The sequence below is a fragment of the Nocardia sp. NRRL WC-3656 genome (genome assembly GCF_000720265.1).
In the GTDB taxonomy this organism is placed as follows: Bacteria; Actinomycetota; Actinomycetes; order Mycobacteriales; family Mycobacteriaceae; genus Nocardia; species Nocardia nova.
In genome coordinates this window covers 84,698-106,289 of record NZ_JOJF01000010.1, presented here as the reverse complement: position 1 = coordinate 106,289, position 21,592 = coordinate 84,698, and the positions used below count along the sequence as shown (strand labels likewise).

Here is a 21,592-nt window from a genome sequence, read left to right as displayed (position 1 = left end):
CCGGCCGGCAGGAATCCTCACGTTGGATTATGCGTGATCGGCGTCTCACGAGTCGCGGACCGCGGATTCCGTGTCCCGATCGACAGCTGAGCCGACTCGGGCGCGCAAGAATCCTCCGAGCGCGAGTTATTCGTTCACCAGCCGCAGTGCCGGACTGCGCACGGCCCGCCGGTCGACCAGCCACACCTGCACGCTCTGATCGATTGCCGGACTGAGGCTTTGGATCTCGACCTCGACGTCGCCGCGCTGCGGATGCTCGATATGCAGCGCACCGGACCGGAATTCGGTGACCCGGTGTTCCCGCCAGCGGCAGGAGAATTCCGGAAATCGGTGCAATCCCTGGACCAGCGCGTCGAGTCCGGGATCGTCGGGCCAGTGCGTGCGCGCCGAGCGCAGCGTCGACACCATCATCTCCGCGGCGACCGGCCAGTCCCGCCACCGCTGCGGCGCCTCCGGATGCGCGAAGAAGTAGGTGGCCAGATTGTGTTCGGCGACGTCGTCGAGCAGTCCCAGCGGTTCGGCGAAATCGCGCCATGCCGGATTCCAGGCGAGGATGTCGAGCCACCGGCCCGCCACGAAGGCGGGCGTGGGATGCATGGCATCCAGCACGGCCTGCACGGTGTCGGTGACCTGTTCCCGTGCCTGACCCGAGGATGGGCACTCGCGGGCGTGTTCCATGCCGACGGCGAGATTGCCGAAATGGTGGCGTTCGACCTCGTTGAGCCGCAGCGCCTCCGCCAGCGCCCCCAGCACCGCCATGGACGGATTGGTGTCGCGACCCTGTTCGAGGCGGGCGAGATAATCGACACTCACCCCGGCCAGCGCGGCGACCTCCTCGCGCCGCAGTCCGGGGGTCCGCCGCCGGCGCCCGGCCGGTAAACCGACATCTTCGGGCTGCAACTGGGCCCGCCGCGCGATGAGAAACTCGCCGAATTCCGATCGTGCCACCACACCATCCTGTATCTGTCCGGGCCTTGTTATCCACGCCCTGCCAGTCCCAGGATAACCGCGGTGTGGCTAACCGGACCATGGTCCGCAAATCTGGTGGACATGACCACTTCCGAGCAGACCACTCTCGCTACCGGTTCCTGGGGCCTGGACCCCGCCCACTCCTCGGTGAACTTCACCGTCCGCCACCTGGGCATCTCCAAGGTCCGCGGCCGCTTCAACAACTTCGAGACCAGCTTCGTCGTGGACGCCTCCGGCGCGGCCACCATCGAGGCCACCATCTACCTCGACTCGTTCGACACCGGCAACTCCCAGCGTGACGAGCACGTCCGCAGCGCCGAGCTGCTCAACGTCACCGAGCGCCCCACCCTGCACTTCAAGGCCGCCGAGCCGGTGCGGGTCGCCGAGGAGTTCGAGGTCACCGGCGAGGTGACCCTCGGTGGCGTGACCAAGCCCGTCACCCTCGACGTGGAGTGGGGCGGCCTGCAGCAGTTCCAGGACGGCAGCCGCCACGCCGGATTCACCGCCACCGGCACCATCAAGCGCAGCGAATTCGACGTCGCGCCGGCTCTGCCCACCGCCATGCTCAGCGACAAGGTCGCCATCGAGCTCGACATCCAGCTGGTCGAGCCGCAGGCCTAGTCGACACCGACCACGGTCACACCGCCGCCGCGGCGAGCGGAACACAGCACCTGCCGGTCCGGATTTCCGGGCCGGCAGTCGCGCATCCGGGGCCGGATCACCGCCCGCGGCATCACGGCAGCAGCCCGCACCGCCGTGCGCGGACCACCGCCTCGTGCCTGGTGTGCGCGCCGAGTTTCGTCATGGCACTGCGCAGATAGCTCTTCACCGTTTCCGGGCGCAGCGAAAGACGCTGTGCCGCTTCACCATTGGTGCAACCGAGGGCCACATACGACAGCACGTCCAGTTCGCGCGGAGACAGTGCGGGCGCGGAGTCCGCGGCCACGGTCTCCTCGGGCCCGCCCATCAACCGCACCAGGGTGTCCGATACCGCGCGCAACCGCTTGCGCGCCTCGGCGTCGGTGAGCGTCTGCGCGATCCCCCGCACCTCGGCGTGCAGATCCCGAAGCTGTTCCGCGACAACGGCATCCGGCGCGAGCCCGGTGGTGACCTCGGAGGTCCCGCGCGTCGCCTGCAGGCGCAGCCGCCGGTCCACCTCGTCGCGCACCGCCAGCTCCACGGCCAGGCGCCGGCTCGACCGCAACACCAGCTCGGCGATCCGATCGCCGATCGGCCCCGGTTCGCGACTGGCGACGTAGAGCACGGCCCGGGAACTCCCGTCCACCACGACCGGTACCCCGACCACCGCGCGCAGTCCCTCCATCGATACCGGACCGTCGTAGTGATGGGTGATGGTCGCCGCCGCCCGGTAGTCCGCGACCGACGTCGGACGCCGGCTGGCCACGGCCGCACCGCCCACCCCGGAGGTGGGGGATACCACCAGTCCGCGCATCGCGGCGGTGCGTGTGCCGAAGAACTCGCTCAGAATCAGCGCGCCGTCGCAGACCTCGCCGCCGAACACCACCGGCATCCCGGACAGGGCCGAGACCTGCCGCAACTCGGCCCGCAACGCATCGACGTCGCGCGGGCGGAGCAGATCGGCGGAGGCCATCGGCGCTACCCCTTTCCGGGGGTGGTGGAGAGCAAAGTGTGACGTGAATCCTATATGTGTGAGCGCGAGTATGGGCCGGGTCCGGCCGGTCAGTTATACGCACGGGGTATGGGATGCGCCGCTACTGGGCGAGACGATCGGGGCGAATCTCGATCGCACGGTGGCCATCCACGGTGATCGAGACGCACTGGTCGACCGGGTGACCGGAGTGCGCTGGAATTACCGCGAATTCGCCGCCCAGGTCGATGCCGTGGCACTCGGTCTGCTGGAGGCGGGGATCGGCAAGGGCGATCGGGTCGGCATCTGGTCGCCCAATCGTGCCGAGTGGACGCTGGTGCAGTTCGCCACCGCGAAGATCGGCGCGATCCTGGTCAACATCAATCCGGCCTACCGCAGCGAGGAAGTGCGCTACGTGATCACCCAGGCCGGGATCCGGATGCTGATCTCGGCGCGAGAGCACAAGAGCTCGAACTACGCCGAGATCATCGGCCGGGTGCGGCCCGAATGCCCGGACCTGGAGCAGGTGGTTCTGTTCGACAGCGCCGAATGGGAGGCGCTGGTCGCCGCCGGCCGCGTCGCCGATCCCGCGCGCCTGGACGAGGCCGGAGCGCGACTGGCCGCCGACGATCCGATCAACATCCAATACACCTCGGGTACAACGGGTTTCCCCAAGGGCGCGACGTTGTCGCACCACAACATTCTCAACAACGGCTATTTCGTCGGCGAATTGTGCGGCTACACCGAGGCCGACCGGATCTGCATCCCGGTGCCGTTCTACCACTGCTTCGGCATGGTGATGGGCAATCTGGCGGCGACGAGTCACGGTGCGGCCATGGTGATTCCGGCGGCTTCCTTCGAGCCGCGGGCCACGCTCACCGCGGTCGCCGAGGAACGCTGCACCTCGCTGTACGGGGTGCCGACGATGTTCATCGCCGAACTGGCCGATCCGGACTTCGAATCCTTCGACCTGAGTTCGCTGCGCACCGGCATCATGGCCGGCTCACCGTGCCCGGTGGAGGTGATGAAGCAGGTGATCGAGCGGATGGGCATGGCGGAGGTGTCCATCTGCTACGGCATGACCGAGACCTCACCGGTGAGCACTCAGACCCGCCGCGACGACACCATCACCCAGCGCACCGCCACGGTCGGCCGGGTGGGACCGCACCTCGAGATCAAGATCGTCGATCCCGACACCGGACTGACCGTTCCGCGAGGTGAGCCGGGCGAGCTGTGCACGCGCGGATATTCGGTGATGCTCGGCTACTGGAACGATCCGGACAAGACCGCCGAGGCGATCGACGCCGCCCGCTGGATGCACACCGGGGATCTGGCCACCATGGACGACGACGGCTACGTCGCGATCACCGGCCGGATCAAGGACATGGTGATTCGCGGCGGTGAGAACATCTATCCGCGCGAGATCGAGGAATTCCTCTACACCCACCCCGACATCCTGGACGCCCAGGTGGTCGGGATCCCGGATCCGAAATACGGCGAGGAATTGGTGGCCTGGATCCGGATGCGCGAGGGCGCAGCCACATTGGACGCGCAGACGCTGGCCCAGTTCTGCGGCGGTCGCCTGGCCTATTACAAGATTCCGCGCCACGTCCACGTCGTCGAGGAATTCCCGATGACCGTCACCGGCAAGGTGCGCAAGGTCGATATCCGCGCGACCTCGGTCCGCCTGTTCGGCGTGCCGGAGCAGGATCAGCAACAGACAGGAGAGCAGTGATGACGTCCAACACCGAGTTGTATCGCCAGGCGCGCGACCGGCTGGTCGAGCTGGCGACCGACTACGACACCGCGGTGCGGACGTTCCACTGGCCCCGGCTGACCGGCGAATTCAATTGGGCCGTCGACTGGTTCGACGTCATCGCGCGCGGCAACGACCGCACCGCGCTGTGGATCGTCGAGGAGGACGGCAGCGAACTGCGGGTGAGTTTCGACGAGATGGCGCAGCGCTCGGATCGGGTGGCGACCTGGCTCGCCGAACTCGGTGTGCGCCAGGGTGATCGGGTGATCCTGATGCTGGGCAACCAGGTCGAGCTCTGGGAGTCCATGCTCGCCGTCGCCAAACTCGGTGCGGTGGTCATGCCCACCACGGGTGCGCTCGGGCCGGCCGATCTGATCGACCGGATCACCAGGGGCGCGGTGCGTTTCGTCATCACCAACGCCCGCGACACCGCGAAATTCGACGAGGTCCCCGGCGACTATCGGCGCATCGCGGTCGGCGGTCCGGTCGAGGGCTGGCACGACTACGCGGAGGCCGCCGAGGTGGAATCGGCGGGCCCCTTCCCCGCCGTGACGCGGGTGGGCGACGAACTGCTGGTCTATTTCACCTCCGGCACCACGAGTAAGCCGAAGATGGTGCAGCACAACCAGACCAGCTATCCGGTCGGACATCTGAGCACCATGTACTGGATCGGCGTCCGACCGGGCGACGTGCATCTCGCGATCAGCGCGCCGGGCTGGGCGAAACACGCCTGGAGCTGCTTCTTCGCGCCCTGGATCGCCGAGGCGACGATCTTCGTCTACAACTACGGCCGGTTCGACGCCGAGGCGCTGCTCGGTCAGCTCCGCCGCGCGGAGGTCAACACCTTCTGTGCGCCGCCGACGGTGTGGCGCATGCTGATTCAGGCCGACCTCGGCGAGCGCCCGGCCGGCCTGCGCGAAATCCTCGGCGCCGGTGAACCACTCAACCCCGACGTGATCGCACAGGTGGAAAACGCCTGGGGACTGACCATCCGGGACGGGTTCGGGCAGACCGAGACGACGCTGCAGATCGCCAACACCCCCGGGCAACCGGTCAAGGCCGGTTCGATGGGCCGCCCCATGCCCGGGGTGCCGGTGGTGCTGGTCGACCCCGTCACCGGCGCGCCCGCCGAGGAGGGCGAGATCTGCCTGGATCTGAGCGCCCACCCGGTCAACCTGATGAACGGTTACCTCCAGGACCCGGAACGCAATGCGGCGGTGATGGAAGGCGGCTACTACCACACCGGTGATGTGGCGGCGCGCGACGACGACGGCTACATCACCTATATCGGCCGCACCGATGACGTGTTCAAATCCTCCGATTACAAGGTGTCCCCGTTCGAACTCGAGAGTGTGCTGATCGAGCATCCGGCGGTCGTGGAGGCCGCGGTGGTGCCGCAGCCCGACGACACTCGCCTGGCCGTACCCAAGGCGTATGTCACGCTGGCCGCGGGCTGGGAGCCGGACCGCGAAACCGCAAGGGCCATCCTGGAATACGCGCGCGATCACCTCGCACCGTATCTGCGGGTGCGGCGGATCGAGTTCACCGAACTGCCCAAGACGATCTCGGGCAAGATCCGCCGCGTCGAGTTGCGGCAGCGCGAGGAGGCCGCCCATGCCGCCGGCACCGGGATCGCCCAGGAATTCCGCTACGAGGATGTCCTCGCGCAACCGACCGGTTAGTGGTTCGCCACAGCTTTGCCGATGAGTTGCTCGCCGCCGGACTCTTGCCGGCGGCGCTACACTTTCGATGAAAAGTTTGGTCGAAACCGCCTGCGGGTACAGAATTCTCACGCAGATTCCTCGCGGCCGTCAGAATGTGAAAATGGCACATTTGCCCGGATGTGGCGCGTTCGGCGCTGGCCCGAATGTGACAGCGTGACAAGACTGACAAAGTACGCGCAGCGCGTTCCGGATGTGTAGTTACGACCGATGGGAGAGCACCGTGTTGTACACCTTCGAAACCGCCACCCAGTACGTGATCGCCGAACTGGAGGCCAAGGGCACGGCGACCCGTGAGGACTTCGACGTACCGGCCATCGTCGCCACTTCCCACGCCATCGCCGAGAGCTGGGATTTCCAGGCGCTGGACCGGCATACGTTCTGGAGTATCGCGGCGAGCAATCTGCGGGCATAGCGCGGCCCGCGGTGCCGCTCGATCACCCACCCCGGCGTCGGTCGCTTCCCACGCACGCCGAGGCCGGTGATCGAGCGAAGCGCTCCGCGGCCCGCCCGCCCCGCGATCAGGGGCCGCATCCGGTGAATCAGGCCTGGCAGTCGGCCGATCCCGCAGTGCGCGTGTGCGCCACCATCGACCAGCGCCGCGCCGCACGCCGCATCGAGCCGGCGTCCGCATAACCGAGCAATGCCGCCTGCCGCTCCCGGCTCAGCGGGCCCGCGGCCTGGGCCCGCGCCAGGCGGGCTCGATCCAATTCGCGCCGCCACGTGGTCCCGGCCTCGGACAGCCGCCGCTGCAGGGTGCGTGGACTGATGGCGAGCCGCCGTGCCACCTGTTCGAGCGATACCTCACCGTCGGTGAAGGCATCGGCCAACGCCCGCGATACCCGCTCCGGCCAGGCCGAGGCCAGCGGCGGTGGCGGCGGCAACGCGGCGGCGAGCGGTTGCAACACCTCCGCGAGCACCGGATCGGCGGTGGTCAGCGGCAGATCCATATCGGCCGACCGAAAGGTCATCGAATCCACCGGGGCACCGAATTCCACCACCGCCGAACCGAATACCTCGGCGAACGTCTCCCGGCGACGCGGAGCCGGCTGTCGCAGAGATACCCGGACCGGGTCGAACGGCGCGGCCACCACGCGGCGGGCGCGGGTCAGGACGGCGACCAGTCCCCACAGCTGCACCAGTTCGCGCCCGCGCCCGTCACCCTCGATCATGTCCAGGTACAGCGTGGTCTCGGCTTCGTTCTCCACCACCAGATCGAAGCGGTGATTGGTGGTGACCGCGGTGACGTACGGGCCACAGGTCGCCAGTCCGGCGCCCACGGTCGGCGCGCTGGCGAACAGATAGTCGTAGAGCCGCGTGGCGGCCAGCTGATATCTGCTGGCGACGTGCAGCGCTACATCGGGATCGTCGAGCCAATTCTCACCGATCTCCCATAACCGGGAAAAGACCCGCGCGGGCACATGAACGCCTTCGCCGGCCAGTGTCCATTCCGGTAGTTCGCATTCGCGCAGCAGTCGGTCACGATCGATCCCGGCGTCGGTCATCTGCGAGATCACGAAACGATGCAGCAATGTCTGGTCGGTACCCATATCCCTCCTGCTCTGATTCGCGTCCCCGAACACGTTGTGGGAAACGCTAATCACTCCGACCAGCGTTTCGACCGAAATTCACTCCGATTGTGGTGGTCAGCACGTTGCGGTAATAGATTGATCCTGGTCACCGGGCCTTCGATCCCGAATTGTGACAAACCCAGCCACGCCGTCCGATTCGTTCAAGACGACACCGGCCGCGGCGCTCTACGGTGACGCCATGGCACCTCAACTCAACGCAATCGGCGTGGTCGTCTCCGACCTGACGGCCGCACTCGACTTCTACCGGCGACTCGGTCTCGAATTCGGCGAGGTCGTCGGTGGTGGGCACGTGGAAGCTCCGCTACCCGGCGGATTCCGGCTGATGCTCGACTCGGAGGAGAACATCGCACAGGACGCCGGCGTCGCGCGGCAGTGGAACGCCGCGGCGGGCCGGATCGGGCTGGCCGTCGAATGCGGTTCGGCGGCCGAGGTCGACGCGCTGTTCGACGAACTGGTCGCGGCCGGATACCACGGAGAGGCAAAGCCCTTCGACGCCGTGTGGGGCCAGCGCTACGCCACCGTGCACGATCCCGACGGCAACGGCGTCGACCTCTACGCGCCGCTGAGCTGATACTCCTCGGCGCGCGCGGCGGCCCCTCGGATACGGCCGGGAGATCGCCCGGTCAGGGCCCGGATCTCCCGGCTCATATGGGCCTGATCCGCATATCCGGCCAGCGCCGCGGTCTCGGCGAAACCGATGCCGGTGCGGCTCAGATCCAGAGCCCGGCGCATCCGCAGCACGCGGGCCAGCATCTTCGGCCCGTATCCGAAGGCCGCGACCGAGAGCCGATGCACTCGCCGCGCGCCCAGGCCCAGCGCGTCGGCCGTGGCCGCGACCGTCTCCCCCGCGTCCAGCCGGCGCACGATCTGCGCCACCACCGGGTCGGGCGGGGCGGTCACCGCCGCACAGCGGCGGGTCACCTCCTCGAGTCCGCGCAGGGGATCCGGCGCCCCCGCGACCACGTCGGCCATGGCGCGGGCCCGCCGCGACGACCACACCTCGTCCAGTTCGGCCCGGCGATCCAGCAGCTCCGGCGCACGAACGCCGAGCAGGGCCGGAGCGGTACCCGGTGCGAAGCGAATCCCGTACACGGTCTGCGCGGCGGCACCGCTGTGGTAGGCGCGGGTATCCGGCCCGGCCACCAGTAACCGGCCACCGAGCCACAGCAGATCCATACAGCCGTCCGGCAACACCGTGGCCGACTCCCCCGTCACCTGCCGCTGCCACACGATCGCACCCGAGGACGCCCGCGAACGGCGTTCTCGATAAAGCTCCGGCGAATTCTCGGCCACGCAGGAAAGGGTATCGCCCGGCACCGACGGATTCGGATCCGAACACGTGATCGAGCCCACATCGAGTTGCTGCTGGTTCGCTGCTCGCCGTTAGACTGCCGGTCCGAGACAGCGTTGATGTGTTCGGATCGATCGTGAGGCTGAGATGCTCAAAGGGTTCAAAGACTTCCTGATGCGCGGCAACGTCATCGAATTGGCGACCGCGGTGGTGATGGGTACGGCCTTCACCTCGATCGTCACCTCGGTGACGAAGGGAATCGTCGAGCCGCTGCTGGCGGTCGTGGGAACCAACGGGCAGCTCGGATTGGGCGTGCAACTGGTCGCCGGAAAACCGGCCACATTCATCGCCGTCGGCCCGATCGTCAGTGCGGGAATCAATTTCCTCATGGTGGCGACGGTGTTGTATTTCGTGCTCATTCTTCCGATGAACACCTTGCAGAAACGGTTCAGCCGCAAGAAGAAGGCCGTCCCGACCCAAACCGAATTGCTGATCGAAATCCGCGATCTGCTCGCGGGCCGGAGCGAAACCGCCACCACCGATGCCGTCGTGGACACCGACGCGACCGAAGCTCAGCGACGGGTCGCCGAGCTGGTCCACGAGCGCTGAGCCGAAACACCCTGTAGTCGTTACTTTTTCGCACCGACGAAGTCGACGGTGGCGACCATCTGCCGGGCCAGCTGTTCGGGATCGGCGCCGCCGAGGTCGGAATCGGTGAGCGCGCCCTCGCGCCACAGCGACGCGAAGCCGTGCACGAGCGACCAGGCGGCCAGCTCGGTCGCCGGTCGCGCTGATTCCGCGACACCCAATTGGGCCACCCCGAAACGCAATTCCTCGCCGGATACGGTGCGGGCCGCGATCAGCTCAGGATCGTCGACGCGCAGCAGGTCGTGGCGGAACATGACGTCGAAATGTCCGGGGTGGCGCCGCGCGAAGCGGATGTAGGCGACCGCCATCTCCCGGAAATCGTCACGAAAGCCGCGCAATTCCTCGGCCAGCAGCTCGAATCCGCGGATCGCGAGTGCGGTGAGCAGGCCCTGCCGATTGCCGAAATGGTGCGCGGGCGCGGCGTGGGAGACGCCGGCGCGCTGCGCCAGCGCTCGCAGCGACACCGCGTCGACACCGTCGGCAGCGATCTGCTCGGCCGCCGCCGTCAGCAGCGTGGCTCGCAGATCTCCGTGGTGGTAGGAGCTCTTGGTCACCCGACGATCGTGGCGCAGGGAACGGGCCCGAGTCCACCAACACGCCCGAAAGCGACCGCACGGTGAACCGACAGCGTTCTACCAACCGGCCCTCGAGCTGCACACAGCTGCGCGCGGTTTCTGGAAGATATGAGCATTCTGTCCGGTCGTCCGCGCCGGTGCGCACTGGCTGTCGCGGCATTCGCTGTCGTACTCGCGATTTCGGGGATCGCGGTGGTTCATATGGCGACCGGAACCGCCGCGGCACATCCCGGTTCCGCCGCCGTCGGCGTGGTGACGGCCACGGTCGGCGCCGTTGCACCCGCGGCGGCCGGTGCGACCACCGCTGCGGCCCAGCCGATTTCGCCGAACACGCTGGCGCAGCCGATGCAGAATGCGATCCTCGCCGCCGAACCCGGCAGTCGGGTGGGTATCGACGTGGTCGACACCACCAGCGGGACCACGCTCGCAGGACTGAACACCGATCAGCAGTTCTACACCGCGTCGGTGGTGAAACTGCTGATCGCCCTCGACGAGCTGAAAAGCGTGAACTGGCAGCCTGATTCGGATACCGCCGCCCTGCTGTCGCAGATGTTGTCGGCCAGCGACGACGATATCGCCGACGCGCTCTGGGACACCGGCGGTGGCCCCGACATCGTCTCCCGTGTCGCGGCGGACATCGGTCTCGGCGCCACCGAGCCGCCGGACGATCCGGCCCAGTGGGGCGAAACACTCACCACGCCGGCGGATGTGGTGCGGATCTACCGCTACATCGGTTCCGAGATCCCGCAGCCGGCGCGCGATCTGATCCTCACCGCCCTGCATCAGGCGAGTGCCACCGCCGCCGACGGAACCGATCAATACTTCGGCATCCCCGACGCCCTCACCGGGACGGACTGGGCGATCAAACAGGGCTGGATGACGCTGGACGACTCCACGACGCTGAATACGACCGGTCTGGTGTCCGCCGATCCTGCCCAGCCCGGCCGATTCGTGGTCGTCGTACTCACCACCCAGCCCGCCGGAACCGAGTGGACCACCGGCGGCGCGGCCGTCACCGCAGCCGTCTCCGCACTGCGGGAGACCCTGGCCCCGACCACGGCGGTTGCCGCCGCTTCCACCGAAACTGTAACATGTTCTAGTATTTGCCCGGCCAGCGATAGATAGCGAACTCGGCAGAACATCCAGGTTGCGCGACCAACCGGAACAACCCGGTGAGATTGCCGTGAGCTGGTATAACCAGAGAACCAACTGCGGATCACCTCCAGCTCCCCAGCGAGCGCGGAGGCGAACCGCTATTTACTTGTGGGTGGTGCGGCGACTAGTCTGACGCCGATACCGATCAGAAAGGACCTCGTATGAAGCTCGAGAATGCGGTCGCCGTGGTCACCGGTGGCGCGTCGGGTCTGGGCCTGGCCACGGTGAAGGAACTGCACGGCCAGGGCGCCAAGGTGGTGATCATCGACCTGCCGTCGTCCAACGGTGAGGCGATCGCCAAGGAGCTGGGCGACGGTGTGGTCTTCGCCGCGACCGACGTCACCAACGAGGAGCAGGTGAGCGCCGCGCTCGACGCCGCCGCGCAGCTGGGCACCCTGCGGATCGCGGTGAACTGCGCCGGTATCGGTAATGCGATCAAGACGGTCAGCAAGAAGGGCGCGTTCCCGCTGGCCGACTTCACCAAGATCATCAACGTGAACCTGATCGGCACGTTCAACGTGATCCGGCTGGCCGCCGAGCGCATCGCCGCCGCCGAGCTCGAGGGCGAGGAGCGCGGTGTCATCATCAACACCGCCTCGGTCGCGGCCTTCGACGGCCAGATCGGCCAGGCCGCCTATTCCGCCTCCAAGGGCGGCATCGTCGGCATGACCCTGCCGATCGCCCGCGACCTGGCGAGTGTGAACATCCGCGTGGTCACCATCGCGCCGGGCCTGTTCCACACCCCGCTGTTCGCCACCCTGCCCGAGGAGGCCATCAAGGCCCTCGGCGCGCAGGTCCCCCACCCCGCCCGCCTCGGCGACCCCACCGAATACGCGGCCCTGGCCCGCCACATCGTGGAGAACCCGATGCTCAACGGTGAGACCATCCGGCTCGACGGCGCAATCCGCATGGCGCCGCGCTGATTTCACGTAGCGAAAGGCCCGGCTTCCGCGGAAGCCGGGCCTTTCCGCGTCCGGGCGACCACTCGGGCGAGGTGGCCCTCAGGCCAGGGCGTTACGGCTCCGCTTCGGTGTCGGGCGCGCACACCACATCGGCCGCCGGCAATACCCCGTCGGCGAAGTACTCGTTGATGGCCGCGCCGACGCAGCGACTGAGGCCGGGACGAAAGGTCATGTGAATCCGCACGTTCGCCAGTGTGACGAGGCGGGACGAGCTCAGATCACGATGCAGGGCGAGGGCGTGATCGTACGGCGTGCGCGGGTCACCGGTCGCCTGCACGATCAGTGCCGGAACCGAATTCCGCACTGTGGTAGCGCTTTCCACGGGCGGGGGCCAGAAGGCGCAGGGTTGAATGTTCGCCGCCAGTGCGCCGAATATCGGCTGTGTGGCGCGACGTTCCTCGATCTCCGACCAGTATCGCGCCGGATCGCCGGGCGCGGCATCGTCACCGCAGGCGACGAACGCCAGTGCCGAATCCTCGTAGTGCCGAAGGGTATCCAGCGTATCCGCCAGCCAGGGTGTGTGGTCGGTGACGGGCGTCCCGCTCACCGCGGCCCGCAACTCGGCGACGGTGTCGGCGGCCTTCCCGTTCAGCCGGAAGTTGCCCAGCAGGTTGTGCAGGAGGAATGGCAGCCAATGATCGTCGACGGCGAAGCCGTTCACCGTCACCGGCCGGCGAGCGAGGTCGTTCACCAGCTGCTCGACGGTGTCGCGGACCTGCGCCGCCGTCGCGCCCAAGTGATAGTCCGGGTCGTGCCGGGCGGCCCATCCGGCCCAGTCGTCGAGTGCCGCCTCGTCGGCGGCGCCCCAGTCACGCACCATTCCGGTCCAGTACCGGTCCGGATCGATCGCACTGTCGAGCACCATGCGATCGACCGACCGCGGAAACATCTGCGCGAACACCGCACCCAGATAGGTGCCGTAGGAGACGCCGTAATAGCTCAGCGCCGGTTCCCCGAGGACGCGCCGGATCACCTCCATATCGCGAGCCGTGTTGCGGGTCGTCACCTGCCGCAGCGCGGCGGAATCGCCTGCCAGACAAGCCATCGCCAGACGCGCGGCGCGGGCGGTGTCGGCCAGGAATCCGTCCAGCCCGACCCCGGCGGAACGAATCATCTCACCGATCGGCCAGCCGCAGCTCCGGCCGCCGTCGGACCGCCCGACACCGCGTGGGTCCATGCCGATCAGGTCGTAGTGCGCCCGAACCTCCGGCGCCAGAACGTCTCCCAGCAGATCGATCGTGTCCAGCCCCGAGGCCCCGGGCCCGCCTGGATCGGCCAGCAGGACGCCACGCCTGCGGTCCGGATCGGTCGCCGGCACCCGGGATATCGCGATGTTCAGGGTGCGGCCGTCAGGGTCGGCGTAGTCCAGCGGGACCCGCACAGCCGCGCAGGAACCGCCGACCGCGTCCAAGGTGTCGAGACCACACGGCTTCCAGTTGGCCTGCTGGCGGTAGAAGCGGTCCATGCCCGTGACGGGCGACGGAATTGCCGCACCGGAGGTGACGAGCACGGCCGCCACCGCCAGCACGGCCGCTGTCCAGCGAAACACCCTCGACATCAACAGGTTCCGGCCCTGCGAGCGCCACACTCGTCCACGTCGCCACGGTAGCCGAGGGATTCGGGGTCGCCCGTGGCGGGAAGAATCCGGCGCCCGTCTACCGGTCGCCGATCAGCAGAGTCTGGGTGCTGCGGCCGACCGGACCCTTCTCGTCGTAGAGCCGGGATTCGGCCATCCCGATGCCACTGCGTTCCGGATAGGTCACGGCATCCAGGCAGACCCACTCCCCCACCGGTTCCCGATGCAGTGTGACGGTCAGGTCGGTATTGATGAAAAGGTAACGCTCCCAATCCATTACCGCGCTCACGCCGTTACCGGAATCGGCCGCCGCGAGAGTCCGCTCCAGGGGACTGGGAGTGGTTCCGGCGACGATCGGATAGCGCAGCTTGATCCAGCACACCGCCGGACCCGGCTGCTGGAAGGAGCCGGCGACGAAGCGGTAGTCGATTCCGGTGTGGAATCCGACGGGCTGATTGCTGGGGAACTCCCCACTCTGTGCCACGGTGTCCGGCCCGGGATACGCGCCGGCCGCGACCGCATCCGGCGGCACCTCGACCTCCGGATCGGCCACCCGCAGCCGCCACGCGTTCGCCTTCAACACCGGTCCACGGTCGGTGGCGACGGTGGCCTCGATCAACTCCACGCTGCGCCCCGGCCGCACCACCCGCGCCTCGGCCCGCAGCGGCGCGATCGGGACCGGCCCGAGAATCTCGACCGCCACCCGCCCGACCCGGAAACCGGGCCGCGGCTCACAGCGCTCGATCACATGCCCGAGCAGCGCCGACGGCGGCCCCGCATGCTGCGCGTCCGGCGACCACGGACCCCTGGTCAGCTCGGTGGAGTGGAACAGCGCGGGATCCGAGGGATCGGGTCGATAGAAGGCCTCCATGGATCCTTATTACCGCACCGGCCCGGCACCGCCCTGCTCGCCCTGATCTGCGCGGTGCCTCAGCCCGTGGGTTGCTCCCACTTCTCGCCGTCGCTCTCGGTGCCGGCGGGACAGCCGGTGGGCGCGCCGCGCTCGGGTGCGATCGGATACATCACCAGGCATTTCGGTGGCAGGTCGGGATCGTTCAGATCCGAGGTGACGAGCACGCCGATCGAAGCGCCGGTCGCGATTCCGCCCGGGCCGTCGAAACGCAGCTTGCCGGTGATCGTGTCGGCGTCGAGATCGGGACGCCGCAGTTCCAGGCCGACGGCCGCGCGGTCGATCGTGCCGTCCGCCGCCGACCGCTCCGGCCGAGACCGATTACGCTGCACGGCCCGGAGGAACAGTTCGGCGACGTCGAAGGTGATTCCGGTGCGGTCGCCGGGCCAGCTCTCGTGAAAATGCGGCAGGTCGCGCCGCAACTGCGTCAGCTCCGCGCACAGGCTGCGCAGGCTCAGGCCCGCGTGCTCCATGCGGTCCGGCGCGCCGTCGCGCACGCAATTGCTGCCCGCCAGCAGCGCCGGTACACCCTTGGCGACGTATCGGACCGGAAATCCGATCGGCGCGGCATTCTGCACCAGCTTGTCCGAGACCGCGCGGGTCGCGGTGTCGTTGGCCAGGATCGGCGGAGGGGCGTCACCGCAGTGCTGAGCGGCCACGTTGACGAACGGCCCGAAATCCGGATTGCGGCCGGCGAAGAACAACAGCGTCCGCGGCGCGTCGGGGTCCGCCGGTGCGCACGGCAGCGGCAGACCGTAGATCTGCTGCTGTTCGGACCACGTGTAGACGTCGCCGAGCAGATGTCGCTGCGACAGTACCGCTTTCAGGTCGTCGGCCAGAGTCCGCACGTAGATGTCGTCGCGATCCGCCGGTGCGTAGACCGTCACCTTGTCGTAGCGGCGGGTGCCGTCCGCATTCCTCGCACCCGCGGCGTACTCCGCGACGAGCTCGGCCTGAGCGTGGTTGTCGGGAACGGGTTGGAAGTAGGTGGGCGACACGGCGTCGAGCCCGTCGGCCGACAGGGTGGTCGCCATCGTGGGAACGCCCAGCTCCCCCAAACGCGCGATGGCTCTGCGGGTTTCGGCCGTGCTCCGGTCGAGTCCGATCACACCGACCACGGTCGGATCCGATCGCACCAGCCGGCTGATCTGGTGCTCGACCACCCAGGTCGCGTATCGCATGGTCGATCCGCCGTTCGCGATCACGATGCGCAGCAGCGGTTCGGACTCGCCGTTCTGCTTGTTCGCCCGCCGCTGCTGAACCGCCAGGCCCGCCAGTTCCTCGGCCTGGGCGTGCGGGTAGCGCACGTTGCGGTCGGTGTAGGTCATCCCGGCGAAGTAGATCAGGGTGACGAGCGGACGGCGGGGATTGTCGTGGCGCAACCGCGCGGCCACGGTGTTCTGGCGGAACACCTCGCGCTCCATCTCGGCGAGTTCCTCGTCGTCGGCGAAAACCTGTGCGGCACCGGCACTCAGCCCGATGCATTCGGTTCCGCGGACCACGACATCGACACCCGCGTGCCACGGCCACGCGGTGCATCCGACGGCGATGCGAGGCTGGACGGCCGTGACCGTCGCGGCTACCAGGGCGGCAACGGGAAGCAGGGCGATCACGGTGACCACCGACCGTCGCGCCGCCCACGGCGGCGCCGGCGGCTGCGCCAGTTCGGCGTGCTCGAACGGTTCGAGCGTGCCGGACAGCGAATCCGGTAGGGGCAGGCTGAGATACCAGCTGTCCGTGCGGCGACGGCGACGGCGCCCGTCGATATCGGCCTGCCAGGAGCTCAGCGGATCATCACGAGAGTCCAGGGATTCGAAGTGCAGGTGCGGGTGCTCGACGGAATCCTCGATGCGCGAGATCAGCGCGAGCGGATCGAAAAGCCCGGTCTCGTTGCGGATCTCGTTGACGTAGCGCATCAGGCCGGTAGCACTGTCCCCCGGTTCGACGCCATCGAGCAGCGCCACCGGATATGCGGTGCGACGCCAGCTCGACGGACGCCACAGCCTCCGGCGATAAGCGACGCGCAGATCTTCCAGAAAGGCGTTGACCAGCAACTTCGCGATCTGCTCGTTGTTCTCCCGGCGGCGCATCGGCTCGGCGAGACGCACCCCGAATCCGACGAAACTGTTCGACAGCCGTGGCGTCAGATAGCGCTGGTGCATGAACCAATAGCTCACCGGCGACAACCCCGGCACATGCGAACTCACGAACAGCCACAACCGCACGATCGGCCACATCGACAGCACCACCGTCAGCACCCGGGATACGGTCCCTCCGATGGCGCCGAGTGCCGTGGTCGAATGCTCGGCGGCCGGCCCACGGCGCAGCAGTTCCGGCAACCGCTCGCGCAATTGCGCCGACGCCTCGGTCGCGGCCCCCTCGAGCCGTTGCCGCATCAGCCAATCGGCAGTGCGGTAACGCGGAAAGGGTATGGGCCCCATGGCCGTATTGTCACTGGAGAAGCACTTGTAGAGCTCCTGCAGCAGGGCGAGGAAACGCGGATCCAGCTCGTCGGGGCCGTCCGGTGGGTGATCCGCAGTGGACGGCTCGAGTTTCGGAATCTGCACCACCGCACGCGGAACCGCGCGGCGGCTGCCCCGGGAGGCCAGCCAGTCACCGCAGCGCCGCAGCAGGCCATCCGCGGAAAGCGGTGCGGCGCTGCTGATCAGGCAGACGATCGGCGGCGGCGTTCGCCTGGTCTTGCGGTAGCGGAACAACACCGGCAGCACCCGCGGTCGCTCGTCGGGCACCGTCACCCGGCGCAGCAGATTCTGGATCCTGCGAACGTCGCCTCGTACATCCGGCATGCGTCGCCCCCTCCGCCGCGTCTGCGCTCCCCGTCGCCTTTCGAGTACCCGGGACTGTACTCAACTACGCCCACATCGGCAGGCCTCGCCGGACGCGCCGATGCCGGCCGGCGGTCGGCTACCGGGGAGGGCGGCCGGAAGGTACGCCCGCCGTCGCGGCGCTACTCCGCCGAGGTATGCAGGCGTGCGCTGAGGAACTCGAGAATTTCGTCGCGGGCCGTGCGGGTGGGGTGGCCCTGCTCGTCGACGAAATGCGCGGTGACGATGCTGTGCGGGGTCTGGACAACGTCGCGGAAGAACGGCGGCGGGGCGGGGTTGGCGGATTCGCCCGGCAGCACGCGGCCGTCGAAGGCGTCGCCGAGCAGCGCCCGGTAGGCGGCGAAGCGACGGCCGGTGCACCAGCGGTCGTTGTCGAAACGGTAGGCCAGGACCGTCAGACCGTCGCGCTGGATGCGGTCGCGGATCGCGGCCGCGTCCTCGTCGCTCACCTCGATGCCGGTGGGATCGTCCAACGGCAGCGAAGGATGATTCACCACCGGGGCGACGACGGACGGTTCGAGCGTCATGGTGAGCGCGAAATTGCCGGTGAAACACAGGCCGAGCGCGCCGACTCCCGGACCGCCGCATTCGTCGTGGGCCATCCGCGCGAGCCCGCGCAGCCATCGGGTGACAGGACTCGTGCCGCCGCCCGCGAACGCGCGGAATTCGGCACTCACACACGCGCGGCGGACTACTTCGGCGCCCTCCTCGGCCGTGGGATAGGCGCCGTCGACGCCGAACAGCGAGGGGAGGTAGACGGTGAACCCCGCGTCGCGGATCCAGCGCGCGAGCCGGAGGACGTCGGGGCTGATGCCCGGCATCTCCGGCATCACCACCACGGCCGGGCCGGATCCGGCCGTGTAGACGGTCTTGCTCACCCCGTCCACGTCGACCAGGCGGGGCGCGAAAGCGGCGATCGGGTTGTCGTCGGTATCCATGTGTTCAGCCTCGGCCGGAATCGGCGGGAAGGCGATCGGCGGGATCGCCATGTTCGAGGGTAATCTCGCCATCGGACGAGGAGGCGGGTCGTGAGCGCGTATCGAGTGGGGGTGCTGGCGTATCCGGGCTGCTTCGCCTCCGAGGTGTTCGGGATTCCCGATCTGCTGACGATGGCCGCGCATGTCGCCGGTCCGGATCGCGCCGGTTACGAGGTGACCGTGATCTCGCCGCGGCGCCGGGTGGTGGCGTCGGGCGGTGTGGCACTGTCGGTTTCGCCGTTGCGCGAGGTCGATATCCTCGTGGTGCCGGGCTTCGAACTCGTTCCAGGCCTCGACCCGGATGCCCGGCTGCCACCGCTCACCGCCGAGATCGCGGCGATCCGCGCCCATGCCGCCGCGGGCGGAGCCGTCGTATCGATCTGTGTGGGCGCGTTCCTGCTCGCCCGGGCCGGGCTGCTCGCCGGCCGGAAGGCGACCACGGCCTGGCTGTTCGCCGACGAACTCGCGCAGCAGTGCCCCGAGGCCGATATCCGGCCCGATCGACTCGTCGTCACCGACCGCGGTGTGACGACGACGGCCGCCTTCAGCGCCATGTACGACTTCGCACTGGACCTCATCGCACGTCACAGCGGCACGCGGGTCGCGCGGACCACCGCGCGGATCGCCCTCGTCGACGACGCCCGCTCGTCGCAGACCCCGTATGTCGACGCGCGCCTGCTGCCACAGCCCGGAAATACGTTCTCCCGCAAGGTGATGCGTCACCTCGACCGCAATCTCACCGCCCGCTACGACCTCACCGCTCTGGCGAGCGCCTTCCACGTCAGCACCCGCACGCTGCTGCGGCGCTTCGCCGACGAGACCGGGCGCAGCCCGCTCGACTATCTGCAGTCCGCCCGCGTGCGCCGCGCCCGGCACCTGCTCGAAACCACCGACCGCACCGTCACCGATATCTGCGGCGCCGTCGGCTACCGGGATGCGGGCACCTTCGCCGCCCTGTTCGCCGAACACACCGGTCAGCGCCCCGGGGACTACCGCACTACCTTCCGCCGCACCCGCTCGTGAATCGACGGGCCGCGACCGATGAGTTCCGGAGCGGTATCGCGTCTGTATCTACAGCTCGCAATCCGGGAGAACGGTCAGGGAGGACCCATGAGCACCACAGCACTGCCACCCGTCGTCGACGCCGAGACCTGGCAGCGTGAACTCGATGCGCTGCGAATGCGGGAGAAGGCCGCGACTCGGGAATTGGACGCGATCGCCGCGGCGCGCCGCCGCCTGCCGATGGTGCGGATGCCCGACTACACCCTCGAGGGCGAGAACGGACCGGTCCGGCTGGCGGATGTCTTCGACGGCAAGTCGCAGCTGATCGTCTACAACCACATGTGGTTTCCCGGCGAAACCTGGCAATGCCCCGGTTGCACCGGATTCACCTCGCAATTCACCCGATTGGAGTTCCTGGACAACTGGGACGCCCGCTTCGTCATCGTGACCCAGGGGCCGATCGACGAGGCGCTGGCCTACAAGCGGCGCGTCGGCAACACGATGAGCTGGTACTCCACCGCGAACAGCTCCTTCGGCGCGGACGTCGGCGCACCTCCCGGCGGCGGCTTCGCGGTCAACGTCTTCCTGCGCGACGGCGATACCGTCTACCGCACCTGGCACACCGACGGCCGCGGCACCGAACAGCTCGGCTACACCTTCGCCCTGATCGACCTGCTGCCCTACGGCCGCCAGGAGGAATGGCAGGACTCCCCCGAGGGATGGCCGCAATCGCCCACCTACAGCAAGTGGAGTGGATCGAAGGAGATCGCGGCGGCCTACGGCGAACCCGGCGCCTGAGCGGAACGAGCCTCCGATTCCGTACCCGGCTCCGTCGGCAAGTACCACCCGTAGGGGCTCGGAATCGCGCCGGCCGTAGTCAGCGGCGCGTAGTGGCGTCCGTAGAACGTCGCGACGAGATCTCGGCGACTGCGGATATTCGACTTCGCGAGAATCGACTTGACGTGGTCCTGGACGGTGTACGCCGAGATGAACAGTTGCCGGGCTATCGCGTCCGTCGACGCGCCCTTGAGCACCAGCTCCGTGATTTCGCGCTCCCTCGACGTCAGGCCGTAGGCGCGCACCAGGACGTCGGAGAGGTGGTTTTCCGCGGCGCTCTCCACGATCACCGCGATCTGGCCCGAACCGGCGAGCACCGACCCGTGCACCAGGATCCACCCGCCGCCGCGTCGGGGTAACCGCGCGTGCGCGGGGCGCTCGCACAATCCGGCGGCCGCCGATCGAGCGGCCGCGGCGATGGAGCGGAAAACGCTGGGAACCGCCCCGGGTTCGGCGATTTCCGCAAGCCAGCGCTGGGCCGCCGGGGTGACGTCGCCGAGTGTGCCCTCGGGATCGACGATCGCGATACCGGGGCCGGCCACCTCGTCGATCGCGCGGTCCACCGCGGTGTGCAGCATCGCGCGGCGCAAGCCGTCTGCGATCAGTGGCGCAACCTGCGCGATCGCCCGAACGTCGTCGGGTCCGAACGGATTTCCGTGGGTCCGGTATCCGACCAGCGTTCCCCAGCAGCTCCCACCGTCGAGAAACGCCGCCCGGATCTCGTCGATCACGCCGAGCGGCGCGAGCACCGTGCGCCATCGCGGCGAGCGCTGCAGTTCACCGCCCGTCGCCGCATACAGCGTCGCGACCGGTGGAGACGCGGCCGCCAGCGCCCCGAACGTATTGATGTCCGGAATGCGGAACTCGCTGTCGAACAGGGCCGCCTCGGTCCGCGGGTCCTCCTCCCGTCCGCTGACCACGCAGCTGGTGAACAACAGCGTGGCGGGGTCTGTCGTCGACCAGGCCGCCATATCCCACGACACCACGCGTCCCACTGCCGCATCGAGCGCGTAGCGAAGCTCGTCGAGCCCGAGTCCCTGGTGGCTCAGGCGCACCACTTCCCGCGCCAGCCGTGTTTCACTCACGGAGGAACGGTAGCGTCCCCCCGGGCACCGCAGAATCCCAGGAAGTAGGGATGGCCGTGCCACTCGTTCGGATCGCACGAT

The 21,592-nt window shown here is 68.3% G+C and carries 20 protein-coding genes; 10 read left to right on the top strand and 10 right to left on the bottom strand.

What is annotated here, in order from left to right:
* Positions 1-126 precede the first annotated feature (126 nt).
* The gene (locus IG65_RS0115060; protein WP_030515542.1) at positions 127-948 is read right to left on the bottom strand and encodes a helix-turn-helix domain-containing protein; all 822 of its coding nucleotides are present in this window, start codon (positions 946-948) and stop codon (positions 127-129) included.
* Positions 949-1,050: 102 nt separating this feature from the next.
* On the opposite strand from IG65_RS0115060, the gene IG65_RS0115055 reads away from it, so the two are divergent.
* On the top strand, positions 1,051-1,590 hold the full coding sequence (locus tag IG65_RS0115055) for a YceI family protein (RefSeq protein WP_030515541.1): 540 nt from the start codon (positions 1,051-1,053) through the stop codon (positions 1,588-1,590).
* 112 nt (positions 1,591-1,702) lie between these two features.
* Here the strand turns inward: IG65_RS0115055 and IG65_RS0115045 are convergent, their stop codons facing one another.
* Entirely contained in the window at positions 1,703-2,581 is an 879-nt protein-coding gene (locus IG65_RS0115045) for a LuxR C-terminal-related transcriptional regulator (RefSeq protein ID WP_030515540.1), read from the bottom strand.
* Between the two features lie 70 nt (positions 2,582-2,651).
* On the opposite strand from IG65_RS0115045, the gene IG65_RS0115040 reads away from it, so the two are divergent.
* The 3 genes from IG65_RS0115040 to IG65_RS0115030 all read left to right on the top strand — a co-directional run bounded on the left by IG65_RS0115040 (position 2,652) and on the right by IG65_RS0115030 (position 6,470).
* Positions 2,652-4,313 (top strand): AMP-binding protein, encoded by a 1,662-nt coding sequence (locus IG65_RS0115040; RefSeq protein ID WP_030515539.1) that lies wholly within the window; start codon positions 2,652-2,654, stop codon positions 4,311-4,313.
* Positions 4,313-6,016 carry an AMP-binding protein gene (locus tag IG65_RS0115035; RefSeq protein WP_030515538.1) on the top strand — a complete coding sequence of 568 codons (1,704 nt, stop codon included), beginning with the start codon at positions 4,313-4,315 and terminating at the stop codon, positions 6,014-6,016. The genes IG65_RS0115040 and IG65_RS0115035 overlap by 1 nt, the downstream gene beginning before the upstream one ends.
* Positions 6,017-6,278: 262 nt before the next feature.
* Positions 6,279-6,470, top strand: coding sequence for a hypothetical protein (locus IG65_RS0115030; RefSeq protein ID WP_030515537.1), 192 nt, complete (start codon positions 6,279-6,281; stop codon positions 6,468-6,470).
* Positions 6,471-6,597: 127 nt separating this feature from the next.
* On the opposite strand, the gene IG65_RS0115025 is transcribed toward IG65_RS0115030, so the two are convergent.
* The gene (locus IG65_RS0115025) at positions 6,598-7,605 is read right to left on the bottom strand and encodes an AraC family transcriptional regulator ligand-binding domain-containing protein (protein WP_030515536.1); all 1,008 of its coding nucleotides are present in this window, start codon (positions 7,603-7,605) and stop codon (positions 6,598-6,600) included.
* A gap of 220 nt (positions 7,606-7,825) precedes the next feature.
* Here IG65_RS0115025 and IG65_RS0115020 point away from each other — a divergent pair, with 220 nt between their 5' ends.
* Positions 7,826-8,218 (top strand): VOC family protein, encoded by a 393-nt coding sequence (locus IG65_RS0115020; protein ID WP_081879515.1) that lies wholly within the window; start codon positions 7,826-7,828, stop codon positions 8,216-8,218.
* Here the strand turns inward: IG65_RS0115020 and IG65_RS0115015 are convergent.
* Positions 8,200-8,940, bottom strand: a complete 741-nt coding sequence (locus tag IG65_RS0115015; RefSeq protein ID WP_051756175.1) for a helix-turn-helix domain-containing protein — start codon at positions 8,938-8,940, stop codon at positions 8,200-8,202. The genes IG65_RS0115020 and IG65_RS0115015 overlap by 19 nt on opposite strands.
* 145 nt (positions 8,941-9,085) lie before the next feature.
* Here IG65_RS0115015 and mscL point away from each other — a divergent pair, with 145 nt between their 5' ends.
* Positions 9,086-9,547, top strand: a complete 462-nt coding sequence (mscL, locus tag IG65_RS0115010) for a large conductance mechanosensitive channel protein MscL (protein ID WP_051756068.1) — start codon at positions 9,086-9,088, stop codon at positions 9,545-9,547.
* A gap of 20 nt (positions 9,548-9,567) precedes the next feature.
* Here mscL and IG65_RS0115005 read toward each other — a convergent pair whose 3' ends face one another.
* Complete coding sequence (locus IG65_RS0115005; protein ID WP_030515532.1) at positions 9,568-10,140, bottom strand: TetR/AcrR family transcriptional regulator; 573 nt, start codon at positions 10,138-10,140, stop codon at positions 9,568-9,570.
* A gap of 222 nt (positions 10,141-10,362) precedes the next feature.
* On the opposite strand from IG65_RS0115005, the gene IG65_RS0115000 reads away from it, so the two are divergent.
* Together IG65_RS0115000 and IG65_RS0114995 are read left to right on the top strand one after the other, a co-directional pair.
* A complete protein-coding gene (locus tag IG65_RS0115000) occupies positions 10,363-11,286 on the top strand; it encodes a hypothetical protein (RefSeq protein ID WP_156055630.1) in 924 nt (307 codons plus the stop codon).
* A 191-nt stretch (positions 11,287-11,477) separates the two neighbouring features.
* The gene (locus tag IG65_RS0114995; RefSeq protein WP_030515530.1) at positions 11,478-12,239 is read left to right on the top strand and encodes a 3-hydroxyacyl-CoA dehydrogenase; all 762 of its coding nucleotides are present in this window, start codon (positions 11,478-11,480) and stop codon (positions 12,237-12,239) included.
* A gap of 91 nt (positions 12,240-12,330) precedes the next feature.
* Here IG65_RS0114995 and IG65_RS0114990 read toward each other — a convergent pair whose 3' ends face one another.
* The 4 genes from IG65_RS0114990 to IG65_RS0114975 form a co-directional block, all read right to left on the bottom strand.
* Positions 12,331-13,836, bottom strand: coding sequence for an alpha/beta fold hydrolase (locus IG65_RS0114990; RefSeq protein ID WP_030515529.1), 1,506 nt, complete (start codon positions 13,834-13,836; stop codon positions 12,331-12,333).
* 97 nt (positions 13,837-13,933) lie between these two features.
* A complete protein-coding gene (locus tag IG65_RS0114985) occupies positions 13,934-14,725 on the bottom strand; it encodes a thioesterase family protein (protein WP_030515528.1) in 792 nt (263 codons plus the stop codon).
* Between the two features lie 59 nt (positions 14,726-14,784).
* Positions 14,785-17,571, bottom strand: coding sequence for an ABC transporter substrate-binding protein (locus IG65_RS0114980; RefSeq protein WP_030515527.1), 2,787 nt, complete (start codon positions 17,569-17,571; stop codon positions 14,785-14,787).
* 161 nt (positions 17,572-17,732) lie between these two features.
* On the bottom strand, positions 17,733-18,599 hold the full coding sequence (locus IG65_RS0114975; protein WP_231509215.1) for a dienelactone hydrolase family protein: 867 nt from the start codon (positions 18,597-18,599) through the stop codon (positions 17,733-17,735).
* 39 nt (positions 18,600-18,638) lie between these two features.
* On the opposite strand from IG65_RS0114975, the gene IG65_RS0114970 reads away from it, so the two are divergent.
* Positions 18,639-19,610, top strand: a complete 972-nt coding sequence (locus IG65_RS0114970) for a GlxA family transcriptional regulator (RefSeq protein ID WP_036524551.1) — start codon at positions 18,639-18,641, stop codon at positions 19,608-19,610.
* A gap of 87 nt (positions 19,611-19,697) precedes the next feature.
* A complete protein-coding gene (locus IG65_RS0114965; protein ID WP_030515524.1) occupies positions 19,698-20,387 on the top strand; it encodes a DUF899 family protein in 690 nt (229 codons plus the stop codon).
* On the opposite strand, the gene IG65_RS0114960 is transcribed toward IG65_RS0114965, so the two are convergent.
* Positions 20,366-21,511, bottom strand: a complete 1,146-nt coding sequence (locus tag IG65_RS0114960) for a helix-turn-helix transcriptional regulator (protein WP_156055629.1) — start codon at positions 21,509-21,511, stop codon at positions 20,366-20,368. The two genes, IG65_RS0114965 and IG65_RS0114960, sit on opposite strands and share 22 nt — an antisense overlap.
* Positions 21,512-21,592: the final 81 nt, after the last annotated feature.

Bases quoted from the DNA above. Each gene is read 5' to 3' on its own strand.
- IG65_RS0115025 (WP_030515536.1), bottom strand. From the start codon at position 7,605: ATGGGTACCGACCAGACATTGCTGCATCGTTTCGTGATCTCGCAGATG.
- IG65_RS0115035 (WP_030515538.1), top strand. From the start codon at position 4,313: ATGACGTCCAACACCGAGTTGTATCGCCAGGCGCGCGACCGGCTGGTC.
- IG65_RS0115000 (WP_156055630.1), top strand. From the start codon at position 10,363: ATGGCGACCGGAACCGCCGCGGCACATCCCGGTTCCGCCGCCGTCGGC.
- mscL (WP_051756068.1), top strand. From the start codon at position 9,086: ATGCTCAAAGGGTTCAAAGACTTCCTGATGCGCGGCAACGTCATCGAA.
- IG65_RS0114975 (WP_231509215.1), bottom strand. From the start codon at position 18,599: ATGGCGATCCCGCCGATCGCCTTCCCGCCGATTCCGGCCGAGGCTGAA.
- IG65_RS0115055 (WP_030515541.1), top strand. From the start codon at position 1,051: ATGACCACTTCCGAGCAGACCACTCTCGCTACCGGTTCCTGGGGCCTG.
- IG65_RS0114985 (WP_030515528.1), bottom strand. From the start codon at position 14,725: ATGGAGGCCTTCTATCGACCCGATCCCTCGGATCCCGCGCTGTTCCAC.
- IG65_RS0115020 (WP_081879515.1), top strand. From the start codon at position 7,826: ATGGCACCTCAACTCAACGCAATCGGCGTGGTCGTCTCCGACCTGACG.
- IG65_RS0114990 (WP_030515529.1), bottom strand. From the start codon at position 13,836: ATGTCGAGGGTGTTTCGCTGGACAGCGGCCGTGCTGGCGGTGGCGGCC.
- IG65_RS0114965 (WP_030515524.1), top strand. From the start codon at position 19,698: ATGAGCACCACAGCACTGCCACCCGTCGTCGACGCCGAGACCTGGCAG.
- IG65_RS0114995 (WP_030515530.1), top strand. From the start codon at position 11,478: ATGAAGCTCGAGAATGCGGTCGCCGTGGTCACCGGTGGCGCGTCGGGT.
- IG65_RS0114980 (WP_030515527.1), bottom strand. From the start codon at position 17,571: ATGCCGGATGTACGAGGCGACGTTCGCAGGATCCAGAATCTGCTGCGC.
- IG65_RS0115040 (WP_030515539.1), top strand. From the start codon at position 2,652: ATGGGCCGGGTCCGGCCGGTCAGTTATACGCACGGGGTATGGGATGCG.
- IG65_RS0115045 (WP_030515540.1), bottom strand. From the start codon at position 2,581: ATGGCCTCCGCCGATCTGCTCCGCCCGCGCGACGTCGATGCGTTGCGG.